Here is a 17,637-nt window from a genome sequence, read left to right as displayed (position 1 = left end):
CGCTCAGGGGCTCAGACGGCGGACGGCAGCGGCTGCTCGGCCATGCGCCGGGCAGGCAGGTATTCCCACCAGGCCACGGCCGGACCATCGGCGTCCATCGGGCGCAGGTAACGGGCGTGCTCGGCTTCCTTGCCGACATTGTCATAGTCCATGCCGTCCTTGTGGAAGGAGGCGAGGATGCGCTGGCGCGAGATCTCTTCCTTGCCGTTGATCAGCCCCGGGTGATTGCGCAGCACGAAATCCGGCTGGAAGAAGAAGTAGGTGTAATCAAAGCCGTACGGGTTGCGCGGGTGGTCTGCCGGGTAGCAGACGCCGAAGGCGGTGAGAAACATGGGCTCGCCGGCCCACTCGAACTTCCAGCCGGGCTTGCCGTCCACGTGTCGCAGGCAATTCGATCCGGCCGGGTCGATGCGATTGAGCCCATCGAGCAACGTCGCGGTGGTCTCGGCCAATCGCTCGATCGAGTCGCTGAACGAGGCCGGCAGACGGAAGGCCAGCCCCTTGAACCTTTCCTTGTGCGCGACCGTCATGAAGCGGAACAGGTCCTCGCCGAACTGGCGCACGTTGGCCTCGAAACCACGCGCCGGATCGTAATCGCGCGCCCCCCAGTACTTGCCCGACGGGGCGAAGATGCAGCGGGTCTTGTCGACCGCGCCCATGAACTCCAGATGCGTGGGCGAGTAGACCGGCACGTGCGCCGCCTGGCGCGCAAAACCCGCGCGAACCACCTCGGCGACCTCGGCGCGCATCACCTGCGGGTGCACCTCGGCCATGTGCTCGGGGAACTGGGCGGCGATGACCGCGAACAGGGTGTTCGTGAGGCTCTGCAGGCTCGCCAGCCCGTTGGTCGGCAGGGACTCGGCCAGCACCGGCGCCTCGTTGTAGAAACGCAGCGTGGCGGCGAGGTCGGCCAGACGCGCGGGCAACATCGCGGCCGGAAAGAGCGTGCGCCCTTCCTCGGTCTGGCAGGTCTTGAGTGCCTTGTCGGCCTGGACGTAATAGCGGTGGGCCGTTTCCAGGATCAGGAACGACAGCAGGGACAGGTCGAGGTCGTCGGCGGCCCGCGGCGTCTGCCAGTCACGTTCGGCCAGGGTGTCGGCCAGGCGAATCGCCGCCGCGTCGTCGAGCGTAACGCCCTGATCCAACGCCCAGCCGCCCACCAGCCGACGACCCAGCACAAACTGCTTCATGATGTTCATGGCACGCCCCGTTTTCTTGCTCATCTGTCACCCCGCAAGTCACTGTTATGAAACATCAAACCAGTGACTTCGGACACCCCGCCGCGCCGAGCGGAGCGCGCAATCTACCGAATAATCACCCCGGGCGCAAAGCAGGGGCCCGAAACCGACCGCCATTTCGGGGTAACCCATTGCGGAAAAACGGGTTTTACCCGACAAACCGGGTCGGAAAATCACGAGACGGAACGAAACGGGGGTGAACAACTCGAATCCGCAGGCGGGCGGCCTCTCAGCTCAATAGTTCGCGCCATTCACCCGGGGCGAGACCGTCGAGTCGGTAGGGACCGATCGCGAGCCGGATCAGGCGCAGGGTGGGAAAGCCGACGTGGGCGGTCATCCGCCGCACCTGGCGGTTGCGGCCCTCGCGCAGGGTGACCTGCACCCAGCTGGTGGGCACGCTCTTGCGATACCGCACCGGCGGCTGGCGCGGCCAGAGCCAGTCGGGCTCGGCCATCCGCTCGGCACCGGCCGGGCGGGTGGTGCCGTCCTTGAGGGTCACGCCTTCACGCAGGGCGGTGAGTGCGCCCTCGTCGATTTCGCCCTCCACCTGCGCGAGATAAACCTTGGCGAGCTTGTGGCGAGGGTCGGCCAGCCGGTTCTGCAGGCGACCGTCGTCGGTAAGCAGCAGCAGGCCCTCGCTGTCGCGGTCGAGGCGGCCGGCAGGGTAGACGCCGGGAAAGTCGATCCAGTTGGCCAGTGTGGCCGCCGGGCTGTTGGCCTCGGCCGTGAACTGGGACAGGCAATCGAACGGCTTGTTGAAGGCGAGCAGGCTCATGCCGAACGGACCAGCGGGGCGTCCCAGGCCTCCCAGCGCTCGATCTGGGCGGGGTCGGCCCCGGCCTGTTCGAGAATGCGCACCAGCGCGGGACGATCGATACCCCGCCACGGCGAGGGGGTCTCGGCCAGCGGCAGATCGCAGACGATCTCGGTGAGTTGCCGTGACAGTCGCACCTGCGTTTCGTACTCCTGCAGCAGTCGCTGGGCGCGCGGGGCCCCGCGGAATTTCATGCCGTAGACCGCCGAGAGGTTCTCGTAGATGCCATCGATACAGCCATGCTTGCGCAGCAGGCGCGCGGCGGTGCGCGGCCCGATGCCCGGCACGCCGGGAATGTTGTCGGCCACGTCGCCGGATAGCGCCAGCCAGTCGGCAATCTGCGCCGGGCGCACGCCGAAGCGGCGCTCGACGTCACCGTAGGCCATCACCGAGCCCCGCATGGGGTTGTACCAGCGATCGTCCGGGCCTAGGAGTTGGGCCAAATCCTTGTCGCCGGTGACGATGGTCACCGCCCGCTCGCGGCTGCGCAGCAGCCCGACCAGGGTGCCGATCACGTCGTCGGCCTCGAAGCCGGCATGGTCCAGCGCGCCGAAACCGGCCGCCGTGGCCAGCTCGCGGCAGCGCGGAAACTGATCCTTGAGGTCGACGGGCGTGGGTGGGCGGTGGCCCTTGTAGTCGGGATAGATCGCCTGGCGATGCCCGCGACCGCAGGGGGCATCGAAAATGGCCGCGATGATCGGCGCCGGCTGGTTGGGCAGCCAGGTCGATTCCAGTAGCGCCAGCAGGTAATCGGCAAAGCCCAGCACGGCATTGACCGGCCGCCCGGCTTGATCGGTGCGGCCCTTCTCGTAGACGTGCCACGCCCGCCAGATCTGGGCGTGGGAATCGATCAACCAGGCACGCGCCTGACTCATTGTGAGCCTGCCCCCGGCATCGAATGCGGACGGTAGGGGGTGCGGGCCACGCCATCGTCCGCGGCCGCCTGGGCGACTGCTCCCGGCAGGCGTTCGATCAGCCGCGGGTCAAAGGGCTTGGGCAGGATGTACTCCGGCCCGAACGCCAGCGCGTCGAGATCGTAGGCCGTGAGCACCGACTCGGGCACCGCCTCGCGGGCCAGCGCGGCCAGCGCCTCGACGCAGGCGATCTTCATGTTGGGGGTGATCCGCCGGGCGCGACAATCGAGCGCCCCACGGAAGATGAACGGGAAGGCCAGCACGTTGTTGACCTGGTTGGGGTAGTCACTGCGCCCGGTCGCCATAATCAGGTCATCGCGCACCTGGTGGGCGAGCTCGGGCAGGATCTCAGGGTCGGGGTTGGCCAGCGCGAAGACCACCGGCTTGTCCGCCATGCTGGCGAGCATCTCCTCGCTCAGCAGGTTGGGCGCCGACAGGCCGACAAAGGCGTCGGCACCCACCAGCGCCTCGGCGAGCGTGCGCGCCTCGGTCTTGGCGGCAAAGCGACGATGATGCTCGGGCAGGTCCTCGATCCCTTCGTGCAGCACGCCGACGCGATCGACGACCAACAGGTTCTCGCGTTTGAGGCCCATGTCGAGCAACAGATTGAGGGTGGCTGTGCCGGCCGCGCCCGCCCCGACCAGCACCAGCTTCGCCTGATCGAGGCGCTTTCCCTGCAGGCGCAGGGCGTTGGTCAGACCCGCGGCGATGATGATCGCCGTACCGTGCTGGTCGTCGTGGAAGACCGGGATATCCATCGCCTCGCTCAGCGCGGCCTCGATCTCGAAGCAGCGTGGTGCGCTGATGTCCTCGAGATTGATGCCGCCGAAGGAGGGCTCCAGCCGACGCACCGTATCGATGAACGCCTGCGGCGTTTCCGCCTCGACCTCCAGATCGACCACGTCGATGTCGGCAAAGCGCTTGAACAGCACGCCCTTGCCCTCCATCACCGGCTTGGAGGCCAGCGGCCCGAGATCACCCAGCCCCAGGATCGCCGAGCCATCGGAGATCACCGCCACCAGGTTGCCGCGGGCGGTGTACTGCCAGGCGGCGTCCGGGTCGGCGGCAATGGCGCGCACGGGCTCGGCCACGCCCGGCGAGTAGGCCAGCGCCAGGTCGCGCGCCGTCTCGGTGGGCTTGGTGATCGCCGTGGCGATCTTCCCCGGCTGCGGCTTGGCGTGGTAATCGAGCGCTTCGGTGCGCCGTTGTTCGGCATCGGGACGTTGGGTCATGGGGGCCTAGGCAATGTCGGTTTGGGCGGTGTCGATACGGGGCGCACATCTTATCAGCGCCCGCTGCACTCGTCAGGGCGATCGACTCCGCCCCCCCCCCAAGATCTTCCCGGATCCTTCCCGGATCCTTCCCGGCTTCTTCGGCGCTATGCTGCCCGCATGTCCTCTTCACCTCGCACATCGACCTCTCGCCCGCTCACCACCACCCTCCTGCTGGGCGCGCTGCTGCTGGGCGCGCTGCTGCTGGTCGCCTGGCTGGCATGGGGCACCCCGTCATCCCACGACGGCGCCCAGCGGGCGATGTGGCTGGGCGGCGAGCGCTTCCAGATCGAACTGGCGACCACCCCATCGAGCCGCCTGCGGGGGCTGATGCACCGCCCGCCGCTGGCAAGCAACCAGGGCATGCTGTTCATCTACCCCGACCAGGCGCCCCGCTCGTTCTGGATGAAGAACGTCTCGTTTGCCATCGACATCCTCTATCTCGATACCGACTGGCGCCTCGTTCACCTGCACGAGGCCGTACCGCCCTGCCGCAGCGATCCCTGCCCCGGCTACCCGAGCCACGAAGCGGCGCGCTACGTGCTGGAACTGCCCGCCGGCACGGCAAGCCGCCTGCCACTGGAGCCGGGCACGCGACTCCATCCACCCCTCCCGGCCGGCGTCACCAAGAAAAAGGCCCCGGAATAACCGGGGCCTTTGTCATCGGGACTAGCCTCGCGGCTTATTACTGCTGCGGCAGGATCAGGATCTCGACCCGACGGTTCTGCGCACGACCCTCGTAGGTGTCGTTGGTCGCGATCGGACGGTTAAGCCCGTAACCGACCGGCTGCAGGCGGCTGGCATCCACCCCGGAACGCGCCAGGTAGCTCGTCACGCTCTGGGCGCGATTGAGCGACAGGGTCTGGTTGTGGCTCGCCGAGCCGGTCGAGTCGGTGTGCCCCTCGACGCGTACCACGGTATTCGGGTACTGCTGGAGCGAGTAGGCCAGCTGATCGAGCGTGCTGCGGAACTGCGGCCTGATCTCGGCGCTGTCCGTGGCGAAGGTGATCGACTCGGGGGCCTGCAGGCGGATGGTGTCACCCTGACGCTGCACGTCCACGCCGGTACCTTGCATTTCCTGGCGCAACTCGCGCTCCTGCTGGTCCATCTGACGACCCACCAGGCCACCGACGGTGGCACCGACTGCGGCGCCGATCAGGGTGCCGCCGGTCTTGTTACCCGAGCCGGCAATCACGTTACCGAGCAGCGCGCCAGCGCCGGCACCGACGGTCGCCCCCGTCGCGGTCTTGCGGTTATCGCCGGTGTAGGGATTCTGGGCACAGCCGGCAACGAGCATTACGCTGGCGGCAGCGGCAATCAATGTCATATGTTTCATGTTCATCACTCCTTGGATGGTCGCCGGATTCGGGCGGCCATCGAGACACCACCATCCGGCCAATTTTCCACACGGCCCCGTAAGTGGGGCGGTTGGCGGGGCTCGAATAAGCCCCTATCTGACCTGTAAAACCCCGGTTGGTTCCCACCACCTCGTGGCAGAACCTTTCCGGACGGTCACACAACACTAGTGCATGTACGCAGGGCCGACAGCAATTCTTTGAGGTCGGTTCGTTCGTGGGCGGCACTGAAGGTGATGCGCAGCCGCGAACCGCCCGTCGGGACGGTCGGGGGTCGGATCGCCGGCACCAGGAGCCCCGCCGCGTCGAGCCGCTCGGCCATGGCCAGCGCCCGGTCCGCCTCGCCCACCTTGAGCGGCTGGATCGGAGTGGATGACGGCATCGGCTCGAGGCCGGCGAGGCCGACCACACCCTCACGAAACGCGCTCACCAGGTCGGCCAGGTGATCACGACGCCAGCCCTCGTCACGCACGATCGCCAGCGCGGCGCGTGAGGCCTCGGCCACGGCCGGCGGCTGGGCCGTGGTGAACAGATAGGTGCGCGCCCGTTGCAGCAACACCGCCAACGGCTCGGCGGCGCCGGCCACGAAGGCACCGGCCGTACCGAAGGCCTTGCCCAGGGTGCCGACCCGCAACACCCGCTCGCCGGGAACTAGGCCGGCCACCTCGAAGCAGCCGCGCCCCTGCGCGCCGAGCACGCCGAAGGCATGCGCCTCGTCGACCACCAGCCAGGCATCGAATCGCTCCGCCAGCTCGACCAGTTCGGCCAATGGCGCCATGTCACCGTCCATGGAAAACACGCCGTCGGTGAGGATCATTCGCTCGCCACGGGCGCGCTCGAGACGATCCTCGAGATCGCCCAGATCGTTGTGCCGATAACGCGACAGGCGGGCCCCGGACAATTGCACGGCATCGGTCAGCGAGGCGTGATTGAGTCGGTCGGCGATCACGGTGTCGCCACGCCCCATCAGCGCCCCGACCACCCCCAGGTTTGCCATGTATCCCGTGGAAAAGAGCCGCGCGGCCTCCACGTCGAGCCAACTCGCGAGCTCATCCTCCAGGCGCTGATGCGACTCGAAATGGCCGTTGATCAGGTGCGCCGAGCCGGCGCCCACCCCGTAGCGGTCAATGCCCTCGCGCATGGCCTCGGCCAGCCGCGGATCGTTGGCCAATCCGAGGTAGTCGTTGCTGCAGAAGGCCAGATACTCGCGCCCGTCGATCCGCATGCGCGGGCCCTGCGGCGAGTCGGCCACCCTCAAGCGCCGGCTCAGCCCCTTCGCGGCGCGCTCGTCCAGCCACTGTGTCCAATCATGCTTTGTGATAGCGTCACCCTCACCGTAATCCTTGCGCCGGCCATCGGGCCGGACGCACCCCGAGGCTCGCCCGCATGCGTCTGCCGGTCAACATCTTCCTGTGGACCTTTACCGCCACCCTGGTACCGCTGGTGCTCCTGGTATGGGGGGTGACCAGTTACAGCGAGCAGCGCTTCCAGAAGGAAATCAGCCGCGAAATCGACGAAAACATCGATTCGCTCATCGGCGAGATGAGCAACCGGATGCGTTATGAGCGCGAGGTGGTCGAGGGCATCGGCCAGTCGCAGGAAATCCAGACGATGCTCAACGCCCTGATGGCCTCGTCCTTGGGCATTCGCCACCCCGAGCTGACCTCGATGCGCATCAATGCCAACCGCTTTCTGGCCGGCCTGCAGCGCACCGTGCCGGGGCTGGGAAGTATCCGTATTCTCGACGCGGCCGGCAACACGGTAATCAAGGTCACCCTCGGGCGGGTCGCCTCGCCCTCATTCGACAGCCTCGGACAGGTCACCTACGTCGAGGAGGAATTCGACAACGACCGCTTTCTCCAGCGGCTGGAGAGCCTGCCTTCCGACCAGATCAGCTACATGACGCTGCCGCTGGCCTTCGGCGACGCCCTCCCCGGCCGCGAGCCGAGCACGCTGTCCGCCGTGCGTCCGCTGCGCAACGTCGACGACCGCATTGCCGGCTACGTGGTGGTCAACACCTTCGGCGAGCAGCTCGACGAGATCCTGTCGTTCTCGCCCCGCCCCCGGGACGGCGAGGTGATGATCATCGAACACAATCCGGGCGTGACGGCGCGTGACGGCTTGCTGCTGTTCGACGATCAGCGCGAGATCGGCTTTATCAGCCCGTTCGAAAACGGCGGCCGGGCCGGCTACCCCGATGCCCGTCAGATCGACGAAGGCGCGTTCTGGAATGCCGCCGTAGCCCAATCAAACGGCTCCTACCTAAGCGAGGACGGCGATACCCGCTATTACTACCAGGAGTACCATCCCTACCCGCACAGCCTTACGTCATGGTTCGTGGCATTCAAGTTGCCGGCCGACATCACCACCGCCCCGTTTCGCGACATTCGACTGAGCCTGTTCGGCTTCGGCCTGCTGGCCCTGGTGATGAGCCTGCTGTTCGCCGGGCTTGGGGCGCGCTTCTTCTCCCGGCCGATCATCCGGCTCTCCGAAAGCCTCAAGCGATTCGCCGACGGTCACCGCGACGGCCCCATCCCGGTGGACTCCCGCACAACCGAGGTCCACGAACTGCAGGCCTCGTTCCACTATCTGACCGAACAACTCGCCAGCGAGGCCCGTCGACGTGACCGCGCCGAGAAAAAGGCCCTGCAACAGGCCAAGCTGGCCTCGATTGGCGAGATGGCCGCCGGCATCGGCCACGAGATCAACAACCCGCTCAACAACATCCTCACGCTCACCCGGCTGGTCGAGCGCCAGCTGCCGGACGACCAGCCCGGGGTCCACGAGGACATGGTTGATCTGCGCGCCGAGGCGCATCGTGCCAGCCGCATCGTGCGCGGCGTGATGAACTTCGCGCGCCAGCTGCCCCCCGAACACGAGACCATCGCGCTCGCCGAGTGGCTGGAAGAGGTGATCGACCGCATGGAGCCCGAGGCCATGGAGGCCGACGTGCACTTGGCCCTGCTGAGCGCCACCGCTCGCTGCGAGGCCGAGTTGGATCCCGGCCAGATGGAACAGGTGGTTGCCAACCTGGTGCGCAACGCCATCCACGCCAGCCCCACCGGGGGGCATATACTGATCCAGGCCGAATGCCTCGAAGAAGCCGTCCAGATCGAGATCCGCGATGAGGGCAGCGGCCTGCCGACCGAGGTGATCGAACAGATTTTCGACCCGTTCTTCACCACCAAGGCGGTCGATCGTGGCACGGGCCTGGGGCTGTCGATCAGCCTCGGCATCGTGCAGTACCACGGCGGCGAGCTGACACTGGAAAACCGGCGTGATTTGGGCGAGGACGCCACCGGCGTGCTCGCTCGCGTCGTGCTGCCGCGCCACAAGGCGCGACCGCGCATCATTCGTCCACCCGAGAAACCCACGCAATCGACACCGACGCCATGACGACAGCCAGGCCAACCGACAACCCGCCGGTGATCGCCTTCGTCGACGACGACGAACGCGCCTCCGACCTGTTCACGCGCTACGCGCGCACGGAGGGGCTGACGGTTCACGGCTTTCAATCGGTGGAGGCCGCCCAGTCGTGGCTGATCGACAATCCGGTCGACCTGGTCATCTCGGATCTCAAGATGCCGGGCATGAACGGCCTGGAGTTCCTGGAATGGCTGCGCGGCGAATGGCCCGAGCTGCCCGTGATCCTGATTACTGGCTATTCCACCATCGACAACGCCATCCAGGCGCTGCGGCTCGGTGCCAGCGATTTCGTCAAGAAACCCTACGACCCGGAGGAGTTGATCGACCTGGTGCGCCGACTGCTCGACGAAGGGCCGGCCCAACCGCCCTCGGCGACCGAGCCAGGCGAACGGGGGATGCTGGGGCAATCGAAGGCCATTGAGGCGGTCTACCAGATCATCGACAAGATCCGTGACGTGCGCATCAACGTCATGATCGAGGGCGAATCCGGCTCGGGCAAGGAGCTGGCCGCGCGCGCCACGCACGAGCGCTCGGACTTCGCCGGCACGCCCTACATCGTGATCGACTGCGGTGCGCTGACCGACACCCTGCTGGAAACCGAGCTCTTCGGCCACGAGAAGGGCTCCTTCACCGGCGCAAACACGGCCAAGACGGGCCTGCTGGAAGTCGCCAGCGGCGGCACGGTCTTTCTCGACGAGATCGGCAACATCTCGGATGCGATGCAGATCAAGCTGCTGCGCGTGGTGCAGGAACAGGAAATCACCCGCGTCGGCGGGGTGCAGACCATCCCGATTGACGTGCGCTTTATCGTTGCGAGCAATCGCAACCTCGCCGAGATGGTGCGTGAAGGCACGTTCCGCCACGACCTCTACCACCGGCTGAACGTGGTGCGCCTGCTGGTGCCCCCGTTGCGTGAACGACGCGCTGACATCGCGGCACTGGCCCAGCACTTCATCGACGAGTTCGCCGGCCGATTCCGCCGGCCGGCCAAGCAACTGACCGAACGCGCCGAGCGCGCGATCCTCGAGTACCCCTGGCCCGGCAACGTCCGCGAACTCAAGAACGCCATCGAGCGGGCCGTGGCCCTGTCCGACAGCGAGGAGATCGACCTGGAACTGGTCGGCGAGGACACGGCCCCTGCATCGACCCATACCGGCGCAAGCACCATCGACGCCGACTTCCCGACCCTCGACGAGCTCGAGCGTCGCTACATTGAAAAGACGCTGGAGCATACCGAGGGCAACCGCGAGAAGACTGCCGCCATCCTCGGCATCAACAAGTCGACGCTCTGGCGCAAGCTGCAGAACTACGACAAGCAGTGATCAACACGCCGCATTCGGCCGATCACAGCCGGAATCATTGCAATGCTGGACGCAGCAACATTGCAGATTGCAACTTGCAACGCCCTCCATATCCCACCATTTCCTCTCTTTATCAGCCACTTACCAACATGGCACGGGCCATGCTTGATGAGGGGCGTGGACACCCACACATTAACGAGGAGTTAAGATATGCAAACCAAGCGTCGCGTATTTCTGAAGGGCAGCCTCGCTGCCAGTGCTGCTGGCCTGGCCGTTGGTGCCGGTCTGCTGACCCCGCGTGCGGTCCTGGCCGCTGCCGCCGATTGGCCGGAAGCGGCTTTCGATTCCGAAGGCATGGAAACTGCCATGGACGAGCTGTTCGGCGCCCATGAAGCCGCCGATTCCGGCGACGTCTCCGTGAAGGCTCCGGACATCGCCGAGAACGGCGCCGTTGTGCCGGTCACCGTCGAGTCTGGCATCGCCGATGCCGATAAAATCGCCATCTTCGTATCGAAGAACCCGACCCCGCTGGTCGCTTCCTTCGACCTGTCTGGCGCCAACCCGTTCGTCTCCACCCGTATCCGTATGGGCGAGACCGACAACGTCACTGGCGTAGTTCACGCTGGCGGCAAGCTGTACAAAGCGTCCAAGGAAGTCAAGGTAACCATCGGTGGCTGCGGCGGCTAATCAGCCTCTGAACCCGAAGTCATTGATTAAAGACAGATAACCCAAGAGGTATAGATTATGTCTACTATCCGCATGCGCATTTCTCCGGCCGGCGACGTTCTGGACGTGAAGGCCCTGATCCGTCACCCGATGGAGTCTGGCAACCGCGAAGACAAGTCCACCGGCGAGAAGATCCCGGCTGACTTTATCCAGAAGCTGATGGTCTCCGTCAACGGTGAGAACGTCATGGACGGCAACCTGTCGGAAGCCGTTTCCAAGAACCCCTACCTGAACATCAAGGTACCGGGTAAGAAGGGTGACGAAGTCACCATCGCTTGGACCTCCAACACTGGTGAGTCCGACGAGGCTACCCAGGCTGCCTAAGGCAGACTGAACCGCCAAAAGGACAAGGCCCGCCATTCGGCGGGCCTTTTTTGTGCCTGACGTTTTTATCGCGGCGGGAAGCGATGAGCGCTTCCGGCACGGTCAGCCTGGCGGCGCCTCCAGCCAGAAGGTCACCGGTCCGTCATTGATCAGCTCCACCTGCATGTCGGCACCGAAGCGCCCGGTCGCCACCGTCCCGGCGTGGCGGCGACTCAGCGTGTCGACGAAGACGTCAAAGAGCTCTTGCGCCACGCCGGGATCGGCCGCCGGGGTGAAGCTGGGCCGATTGCCGCTGCGGGTATCTGCCGCCAGCGTGAATTGCGGCACGGCCAACACCCCGCCTTCAGTCTGAAGTAGGGACAGGTTCATCCGGCCGGCCTCGTCGGGGAACACGCGATAATTGAGCACCCGCTCGGCCAGTCGCTCGGCCTGAGCCGGCCCATCGCCCTGCTCGACCCCGACCAGGCAGACCAGCCCCACCCCGATTTCGCCGACCACCTTGTCATCGACCCGCACGGCGCCCCGCCGCGCGCGCTGGATCAGCCCGATCATGAACGCGCCTCGTCGGCGAACCGGTCGGTGGCACGCACCAGCGAATCGACGATGCCCGCCTCGCTCGCGGCATGACCAGCGTCATCGATCACCTCGAACGTCGCGCCCGGCCAGCGTTCGTGCAGGGCGAAGGCCTGATCGATGGGACAGACCATGTCGTAGCGCCCATGGACGATGTGCCCCGGGATATCGGCAAGGCGATCCATGCCATCGTGCAGCGGTGTCTCGAGGAACGAATCGTTCATGAAATAGTGGTTCTCGATCCGGGCGATCGACAGGGCGTGATGGGCATCGGCAAAGTAGTCCACCACCTCGGGTTCGGGCCGCAGCGTGGCGCAGCGCCCCTCCCACACCGACCAGGCCCGCGCGGCGTGGTACTGGGCGATCTCGTCATCGCCGTTGAGTCGACGGTGGTAGGCGGCAACCAAATCCTCGCGCTCATCGACGGGAATCGGCTCGACGTAATCGCGCCAGTAATCGGGAAACACGTGCGAGGCACCCTCCTGGTAGAACCAGCGGATGTCCTGCCGACGACAGAGAAACACGCCCCGCAGGATCAGCCCGCTCACCCGCTCGGGGTGGGCCTGGGCATAGGCCAGCGCCAGGGTCGAGCCCCAGGAGCCACCGAAGACCAGCCAGCGATCGATGCCCAATGTTTCGCGCAGCAACTCGAGATCCGCGATCAGGTGGCCGGTGGTATTGGCCTCCAGACCGGCATGCGGCGTCGAACGGCCCGCGCCGCGCTGGTCCGGCAGGATGATGCGGTAGCGGTCCGGGTCAAAGAATCGCCGGTGCATCGGGGTGCAGCCGGCCCCCGGGCCACCATGCAGGAACAACACCGGCAGGCCGGTCAACCGCCCGCACTCCTCGATGTGCAGGACGTGCCCGTCGCCGACCGGCAGGCTGTGATTGACCAGGGGTTCAAGCGGGGGATAGAGCGAGCGCATGCAGGCGGACCTCGATTGGCTGCGGTGGACGAACAGGCCAGATGGCGAGAGTTCAGTCTAGAGAACCTCGGTTCAAATCGGCAACGCCTCGTCAACGCGCACTCAAGACGGGGTTCGCCCCAAGCCGGTGCGTGCCGACCGAGCTATCGGTCATGTGGCGCGGCCGCGCGGGTTGACGCTCCCATGGTGCGGATATTGCAGATCCGACGCCGATCTCGTCATCGGAGCACCCATGTCACAACGCGAGCGAATGCAACACCTGGTCGAACTCAAGCGCGCCCTGGAAAAAGACATGGGGATCACCGTCGACATGTCTCGCTACGGGGTCGAGCAGCGATTGCTGCGTCTCGCCCGGGCGAGCGAGGATCCGAGGATACTGGCGCTCGCCGAGGCAATCGGCAAGCCCGTGGCAGACGCCGCGTCCGGTGACCGGGGCACCCGCATCCGTGGCTACTACCGTGGCCGCCCCGTGTACGAAGAACACGAATAGCCCCCGCCATACGGCCGGAGAACGACTCGCGGCTGAATCACGACTGGTAAGATGGCCGACCATCACCAACGACCCCATCGACCCGTCGCATGCCCGTCATCCTGAAGAACCATCCCGTCGATATCGCCGACACGCCACGCGGGCGCTGGGCAACGCCCGGCCGCCCCCTGCAAAAGCAGGTCGCTCGGGCCGTGATGCGCTACCAGATGCTGCACCACGGCGACCGGGTCCTGCTGGGACTGTCCGGCGGCAAGGACTCGCTCTCGCTGCTGCACCTCCTGCGGCACGTCCAGCGACGCGCGCCGATCGATTTCGAGATCGCGGCGATCACCGTCGATCCGATGGTGCCCGGTTTCGACCCCGGCCCGCTCGGCGGCTACCTCGAATCCCTCGGCATTCGCCACTACCGGGTGCAGGAGGACATCGTCGCACTGGCCGACGACCACATGAGCGGGGATTCCTACTGCTCGTTCTGCTCCAGGCTCAAGCGCGGTCTGATCTATCGACTGGCCCGCGAGGAAGGTTTCAACGTGCTGGCACTGGCCCAGCACCTCGACGACCTCGCCGAGAGCTTCCTGATGAGCGCGTTTCACGGCGGCAAGCTCAACACCATGAAGGCGCATTACCTCAATGATGCCGGCGATGTGCGCATCATCCGCCCGCTGGTGGACGTGCGCGAGTCGACCCTGGTCGATTTCGCCCGCGACTTCGAGTTGCCGGTGATCAACGACAACTGCCCCGCCTGCTTCGCCATGCCCACCCAACGCGAACACTTCAAGCAACTGCTTGTCGCCGAGGAGCACGGCAACGGCCAGCTGTTCCACTCGCTCCGATCGGCCATTGCGCCCCTGGTCGCTGATGGCGCCGATCGGGCGATCGCGCATGCCACCACGGCATACGCCGCCCCGCTGGCGGCCTCTCGCAAGTGAAAAAACGGCTCGACACGACCTGGGGCTATTGGCGCGGTCGCCTGAGGCTGGCCGCGGCACGGGCCGTGCTCGCCGCATTGGGCTGGCTCCCCCTCCCCGCCGCACAACGCCTCGGCACCTGGCTGGGCAGGCTCGCCTGGGTCATGCGCGGATCGACGCGTCGGACCATCGAGGCAAACCTCGCCCAATGCCTGCCCGAACTGGACGATGGCCAACGCAAGACGCTCGCCCGGGAAACGCTGATCGAGACGGGCAAGGGAGTGGTCGAAACCGCCTCGGCCTGGCATTGGGACCAGTCCGACGTCGGGGCGGTGGTGCGCACGATGGACGGGTTCGAGCCAATCGAACAGGCGATCGAGACCGGTCGAGGCGCCATTCTGCTCGCGCCACATATCGGCAACTGGGAACTGGGCGGGCTCGCGACAGGCGCCCGGGTTCCGACCACGGTCATGTACCGCCCGCCGCGCGAACCGGCCATGGAGCAATTGCTGGTGGAGTTCCGCGCTCGCTTCGGCGCCGCCATGGCGCCGGCCAACCTGGGCGGGGTGCGAAAGGCGCTGCGCGCGCTCAAGCGCGGTGAACTGGTCGCCATTCTGCCCGACCAGGCGCCGCGGCACGGCGAGGGAGTCATGGCGCCATTCTTCGGCCAGCCGGCGCTGACCATGACGTTGATCCGCACCCTGACTCGACGCACCGGCGTGCCCGTCTTCACCGGCTGGGCCGAACGCCTACCCGATGCGCGCGGGTTTCGCATCCACTACGCGCCGGTCACCGAACCCATCGACCACGACGACCCCGTCGAGGCGGCTGCGGCCCTCAATCGCGTGGTCGAGCGTGTCGTGCGCGAGAATCCCAGCCAGTACCAATGGACCTACCGGCGTTTCCGTCGCCAGGCCAGCGGACGGGCTCGAGGCGGCCAGCGCCGAGAGGATTGACGACAAGCCTCTTCCGGTCAGTCCCGATACCGGTCGGCCTCGTCCGGCGGCGTGGTCTTGAAGTACTTGAGCGACCACATCAACTGGGCCGGGTCGTCGATCACCAGGTCCTCGATCACGCGGTTGATCGCCGCAGCCGCTTCGCGATCGTTGCCCGCGGGCAGGTCGACCGGCTCGAGAAATCGCAACCGGTACTGCCCGGTGGTCTCGTCGAGCTGCCCGATCACGGGATAGACCGGCCGGCGGCTCGCCCGCGCCAGCTTGCCCGCCAGCGGCAAGGTCGCCTTTTCCACGCCGAAGAACGGCGCGAAGACGCTGTGCTCGGCCCCCAGATCCTCGTCAGCGATGTAGAAGAAGCTCCGCCCCGAGCGCAGGGCGCGCAGATGCGGCCCCATGCCGCGCTCGCGCGGCAACGCCTCGGTGCCGTGCCGGGTGCGCATGCCGCCGAACCACCAGTCGATCACCGGGTTGCGGGCAAACGGCTTGTAGATGGTCGAGCCCAGGACCGTTTCCGCCAGCATGGCCGCCGCCCACTCCAGCCCCACGCTGTGCACGGTGAGAATCAGTCCGGGCTCGGCGCGCAGCCGGTCGAGAATCGCCTGGCCCTCAACCTCGGTCTGGCGGGTCAGCTCGCCGCGGCCAGCACAGCGGACACGACCCAGATCCAGCAGGGCGAGCATGTGCCGGTCCAGGTATTGACGCAGCCATTGCTCGCGCGTCGCGGCCGTCTGATGCGGGAAACACAACCGCAGGTTGGTCGCGATGATCCCCGCCCGGCGCGGATTGAGGCGCCGGTACAGACCGGCAAGCGCACGCGCCACGGTGCGGCGCAGCGGATGGCCGCCGACCGCCAGCAGTCGCAGCAGGCCGATCCCCAGCCAGGTGGGCCAATAACGCGGGGCGAGCAGCCCGCGACGAAACACCGGCGGACCGACGGCGGCACGCCTCGGGCTCATCGCCGCCAGAACATCGGCAACAGGATGGCCAGCACGGTGAAGATCTCGAGACGGCCGAGGATCATCGCCAGCATGCCCAGCCACAGCACCGGCTCCGACTCCGAGGCGAAATTGCTGGCCACCGAGCCGATGCCCGGACCGAGGTTGGCGAGGGTGGCGAGCACCGCCCCCAGCGCCGACTCGATGTCCATGCCGGTGAACAGCATGGCGAAGAAGAAGAACAGAAAGGTGAACATCCAGGCGGCGAAGAAGGCCCACACGGCGCTGATCACACTTGGGTCAAGTGGACGCCCGCTCAGGCGGATGACGAACACCGCGTGCGGGTGGATCAGGCGGCGTATCTCGTGGAATCCCTGGCGGGCGAGCAGCATCACGCGCACCGATTTCATGCCGCCGGTGGTCGAGCCGGCACAGCCGCCGATGACGGTGGTCATCACCAGCAGCAGCATCAGGAAGGGGCCATAAACGGTGTGATCCGTGGCGGTGTACCCCGTGGTCGTCGCGAACGAAACCAGGTTGAACAGGTTTTGGCGCACCGTATCGAGCCAACTGCCCTCCGGCCAGTTCGCGAGGAAGAATGCCACGACCAACACGGCGACCGCCATCAGCCAGCCGATAAAGAAGCGCACCTCGGCACTGCGCCAGTAGGCACGTAGCGAGCCGTGCCGCAGCGCAATGAAATGCAGCGCCATGGGCAGCGCCCCGAGGATCATGAAGACCATGGCCGTGACTTCCATGGTCGGGTTCTGGAAATAACCGAAACTTGCGTCGTGGGTGGAGAACCCCCCCGTCGCCACGGTGGTGAAGGCGTGGCCGACGGCATCGAACCAGGTCATGCCCTCGATCTTGTAGACCAGCGCACAGAGCACCGTGATGCCGGTGTACACCAGCCAGAGCACCTTGGCGGTCTCCGAGATGCGTCCCGACAGGCGCGAATCCTTGATCGGGCCGGTCATCTCGCCCTTGTAGAGCTGCATGCCACCCACACCCAGCAGCGGCAGGAAAGCCACCACCAGCACGATGATCCCCAACCCGCCCAGCCATTGGAGTTGCTGGCGGTAGAACAGCAGCGAGCGCGGCAACTCATCGAGCCCCGTGATCACCGTTGCCCCGGTGGTGGTGATGCCCGAGACCGACTCGAACACCGACTGGGTAAAGCTCAGGCCCAACTCCGGCTGCAGGTAGATCGGCGTCGAGCCGATCAGCCCCAGGACCACCCAGAACGACACCACGATCAACAGCCCATCACGCAGCTTCATCTCACGATGGTAATTACGGGTCAGCCCCCAGAGGATGCCGCCCAGCGTCACGCTGATGCCGAAACTCAGGGCAAAGGGCGTCAGGTTGGCATCACCCATCGCCCAGCCGACCAGCCACGGCGGAACAAAGGTCAGGCCGAAGACCATCAGGAGGATCCCGAGAATACGAACCACGATCAGAAATTGCATGGGATCTCGCT

18 protein-coding genes are annotated in these 17,637 nt (G+C 66.2%); 8 read left to right on the top strand and 10 right to left on the bottom strand.

Translation table 11 applies throughout. The features are described from left to right. Window positions 1–11: 11 nt before the first annotated feature. The 4 genes from ABGV18_RS02945 to ABGV18_RS02930 form a co-directional block, all read right to left on the bottom strand. Entirely contained in the window at window positions 12–1,223 is a 1,212-nt protein-coding gene (locus ABGV18_RS02945; protein ID WP_396584746.1) for a hypothetical protein, read from the bottom strand. Between the two features lie 244 nt (window positions 1,224–1,467). Continuing rightward, window positions 1,468–2,013, bottom strand: coding sequence for a pseudouridine synthase (locus ABGV18_RS02940; RefSeq protein WP_396584745.1), 546 nt, complete (start codon window positions 2,011–2,013; stop codon window positions 1,468–1,470). Further along, on the bottom strand, window positions 2,010–2,927 hold the full coding sequence (locus tag ABGV18_RS02935; protein WP_396584744.1) for a 5'-3' exonuclease: 918 nt from the start codon (window positions 2,925–2,927) through the stop codon (window positions 2,010–2,012). The genes ABGV18_RS02940 and ABGV18_RS02935 overlap by 4 nt, the downstream gene beginning before the upstream one ends. After that, window positions 2,924–4,198: a malic enzyme-like NAD(P)-binding protein gene (locus ABGV18_RS02930; RefSeq protein ID WP_396584743.1), complete on the bottom strand. Its 1,275-nt coding sequence runs from the start codon at window positions 4,196–4,198 to the stop codon at window positions 2,924–2,926. The genes ABGV18_RS02935 and ABGV18_RS02930 overlap by 4 nt, the downstream gene beginning before the upstream one ends. Window positions 4,199–4,357: 159 nt before the next feature. Here ABGV18_RS02930 and ABGV18_RS02925 point away from each other — a divergent pair, with 159 nt between their 5' ends. After that, window positions 4,358–4,885: a DUF192 domain-containing protein gene (locus ABGV18_RS02925; RefSeq protein ID WP_396584742.1), complete on the top strand. Its 528-nt coding sequence runs from the start codon at window positions 4,358–4,360 to the stop codon at window positions 4,883–4,885. A 37-nt stretch (window positions 4,886–4,922) separates the two neighbouring features. On the opposite strand, the gene ABGV18_RS02920 is transcribed toward ABGV18_RS02925, so the two are convergent. Beyond that, on the bottom strand, window positions 4,923–5,573 hold the full coding sequence (locus tag ABGV18_RS02920) for an OmpA family protein (protein WP_396584741.1): 651 nt from the start codon (window positions 5,571–5,573) through the stop codon (window positions 4,923–4,925). A gap of 176 nt (window positions 5,574–5,749) precedes the next feature. After that, window positions 5,750–6,913, bottom strand: a complete 1,164-nt coding sequence (bioF, locus tag ABGV18_RS02915) for an 8-amino-7-oxononanoate synthase (protein ID WP_396584815.1) — start codon at window positions 6,911–6,913, stop codon at window positions 5,750–5,752. 65 nt (window positions 6,914–6,978) lie between these two features. Here bioF and ABGV18_RS02910 point away from each other — a divergent pair, with 65 nt between their 5' ends. From ABGV18_RS02910 to soxZ, 4 genes are all read left to right on the top strand, one after another. Continuing rightward, window positions 6,979–8,988: a sensor histidine kinase gene (locus tag ABGV18_RS02910; RefSeq protein WP_396584740.1), complete on the top strand. Its 2,010-nt coding sequence runs from the start codon at window positions 6,979–6,981 to the stop codon at window positions 8,986–8,988. Beyond that, the gene (locus ABGV18_RS02905; protein ID WP_396584739.1) at window positions 8,985–10,340 is read left to right on the top strand and encodes a sigma 54-interacting transcriptional regulator; all 1,356 of its coding nucleotides are present in this window, start codon (window positions 8,985–8,987) and stop codon (window positions 10,338–10,340) included. Before ABGV18_RS02910 ends, ABGV18_RS02905 begins: the two co-directional genes overlap by 4 nt. A gap of 189 nt (window positions 10,341–10,529) precedes the next feature. Next, window positions 10,530–11,006, top strand: a complete 477-nt coding sequence (soxY, locus tag ABGV18_RS02900) for a thiosulfate oxidation carrier protein SoxY (protein ID WP_396584738.1) — start codon at window positions 10,530–10,532, stop codon at window positions 11,004–11,006. 57 nt (window positions 11,007–11,063) lie between these two features. After that, window positions 11,064–11,369: a thiosulfate oxidation carrier complex protein SoxZ gene (soxZ, locus tag ABGV18_RS02895; RefSeq protein ID WP_396584737.1), complete on the top strand. Its 306-nt coding sequence runs from the start codon at window positions 11,064–11,066 to the stop codon at window positions 11,367–11,369. A gap of 102 nt (window positions 11,370–11,471) precedes the next feature. Here soxZ and dtd read toward each other — a convergent pair whose 3' ends face one another. Both dtd and pip read right to left on the bottom strand, forming a co-directional pair. Further along, window positions 11,472–11,921: a D-aminoacyl-tRNA deacylase gene (gene dtd, locus ABGV18_RS02890; protein WP_396584736.1), complete on the bottom strand. Its 450-nt coding sequence runs from the start codon at window positions 11,919–11,921 to the stop codon at window positions 11,472–11,474. Continuing rightward, window positions 11,918–12,868 carry a prolyl aminopeptidase gene (pip, locus tag ABGV18_RS02885; protein WP_396584735.1) on the bottom strand — a complete coding sequence of 317 codons (951 nt, stop codon included), beginning with the start codon at window positions 12,866–12,868 and terminating at the stop codon, window positions 11,918–11,920. The genes dtd and pip overlap by 4 nt, the downstream gene beginning before the upstream one ends. A gap of 232 nt (window positions 12,869–13,100) precedes the next feature. On the opposite strand from pip, the gene ABGV18_RS02880 reads away from it, so the two are divergent. The 3 genes from ABGV18_RS02880 (at window position 13,101) to ABGV18_RS02870 (ending at window position 15,222) form a co-directional block, all read left to right on the top strand. Continuing rightward, on the top strand, window positions 13,101–13,358 hold the full coding sequence (locus tag ABGV18_RS02880) for a hypothetical protein (RefSeq protein WP_396584734.1): 258 nt from the start codon (window positions 13,101–13,103) through the stop codon (window positions 13,356–13,358). Window positions 13,359–13,552: 194 nt separating this feature from the next. Then, complete coding sequence (locus ABGV18_RS02875; protein ID WP_396584814.1) at window positions 13,553–14,287, top strand: ATP-binding protein; 735 nt, start codon at window positions 13,553–13,555, stop codon at window positions 14,285–14,287. Beyond that, on the top strand, window positions 14,284–15,222 hold the full coding sequence (locus tag ABGV18_RS02870; RefSeq protein WP_396581913.1) for a lysophospholipid acyltransferase family protein: 939 nt from the start codon (window positions 14,284–14,286) through the stop codon (window positions 15,220–15,222). The genes ABGV18_RS02875 and ABGV18_RS02870 overlap by 4 nt, the downstream gene beginning before the upstream one ends. Before the next feature lie 17 nt (window positions 15,223–15,239). Here the strand turns inward: ABGV18_RS02870 and ABGV18_RS02865 are convergent, their stop codons facing one another. After that, window positions 15,240–16,178 (bottom strand): LpxL/LpxP family acyltransferase, encoded by a 939-nt coding sequence (locus ABGV18_RS02865; protein WP_396581914.1) that lies wholly within the window; start codon window positions 16,176–16,178, stop codon window positions 15,240–15,242. Beyond that, window positions 16,175–17,626, bottom strand: a complete 1,452-nt coding sequence (locus tag ABGV18_RS02860) for a potassium transporter TrkG (protein WP_396581915.1) — start codon at window positions 17,624–17,626, stop codon at window positions 16,175–16,177. The genes ABGV18_RS02865 and ABGV18_RS02860 overlap by 4 nt, the downstream gene beginning before the upstream one ends. Window positions 17,627–17,637: the final 11 nt, after the last annotated feature.

The organism is Guyparkeria halopsychrophila, from assembly GCF_044582135.1.
Lineage (GTDB): Bacteria > Pseudomonadota > Gammaproteobacteria > Halothiobacillales > Halothiobacillaceae > Guyparkeria.
The sequence above is the reverse complement of the archived record's forward strand: the minus strand, read 5'-3'. Positions and strand labels throughout refer to the sequence as shown.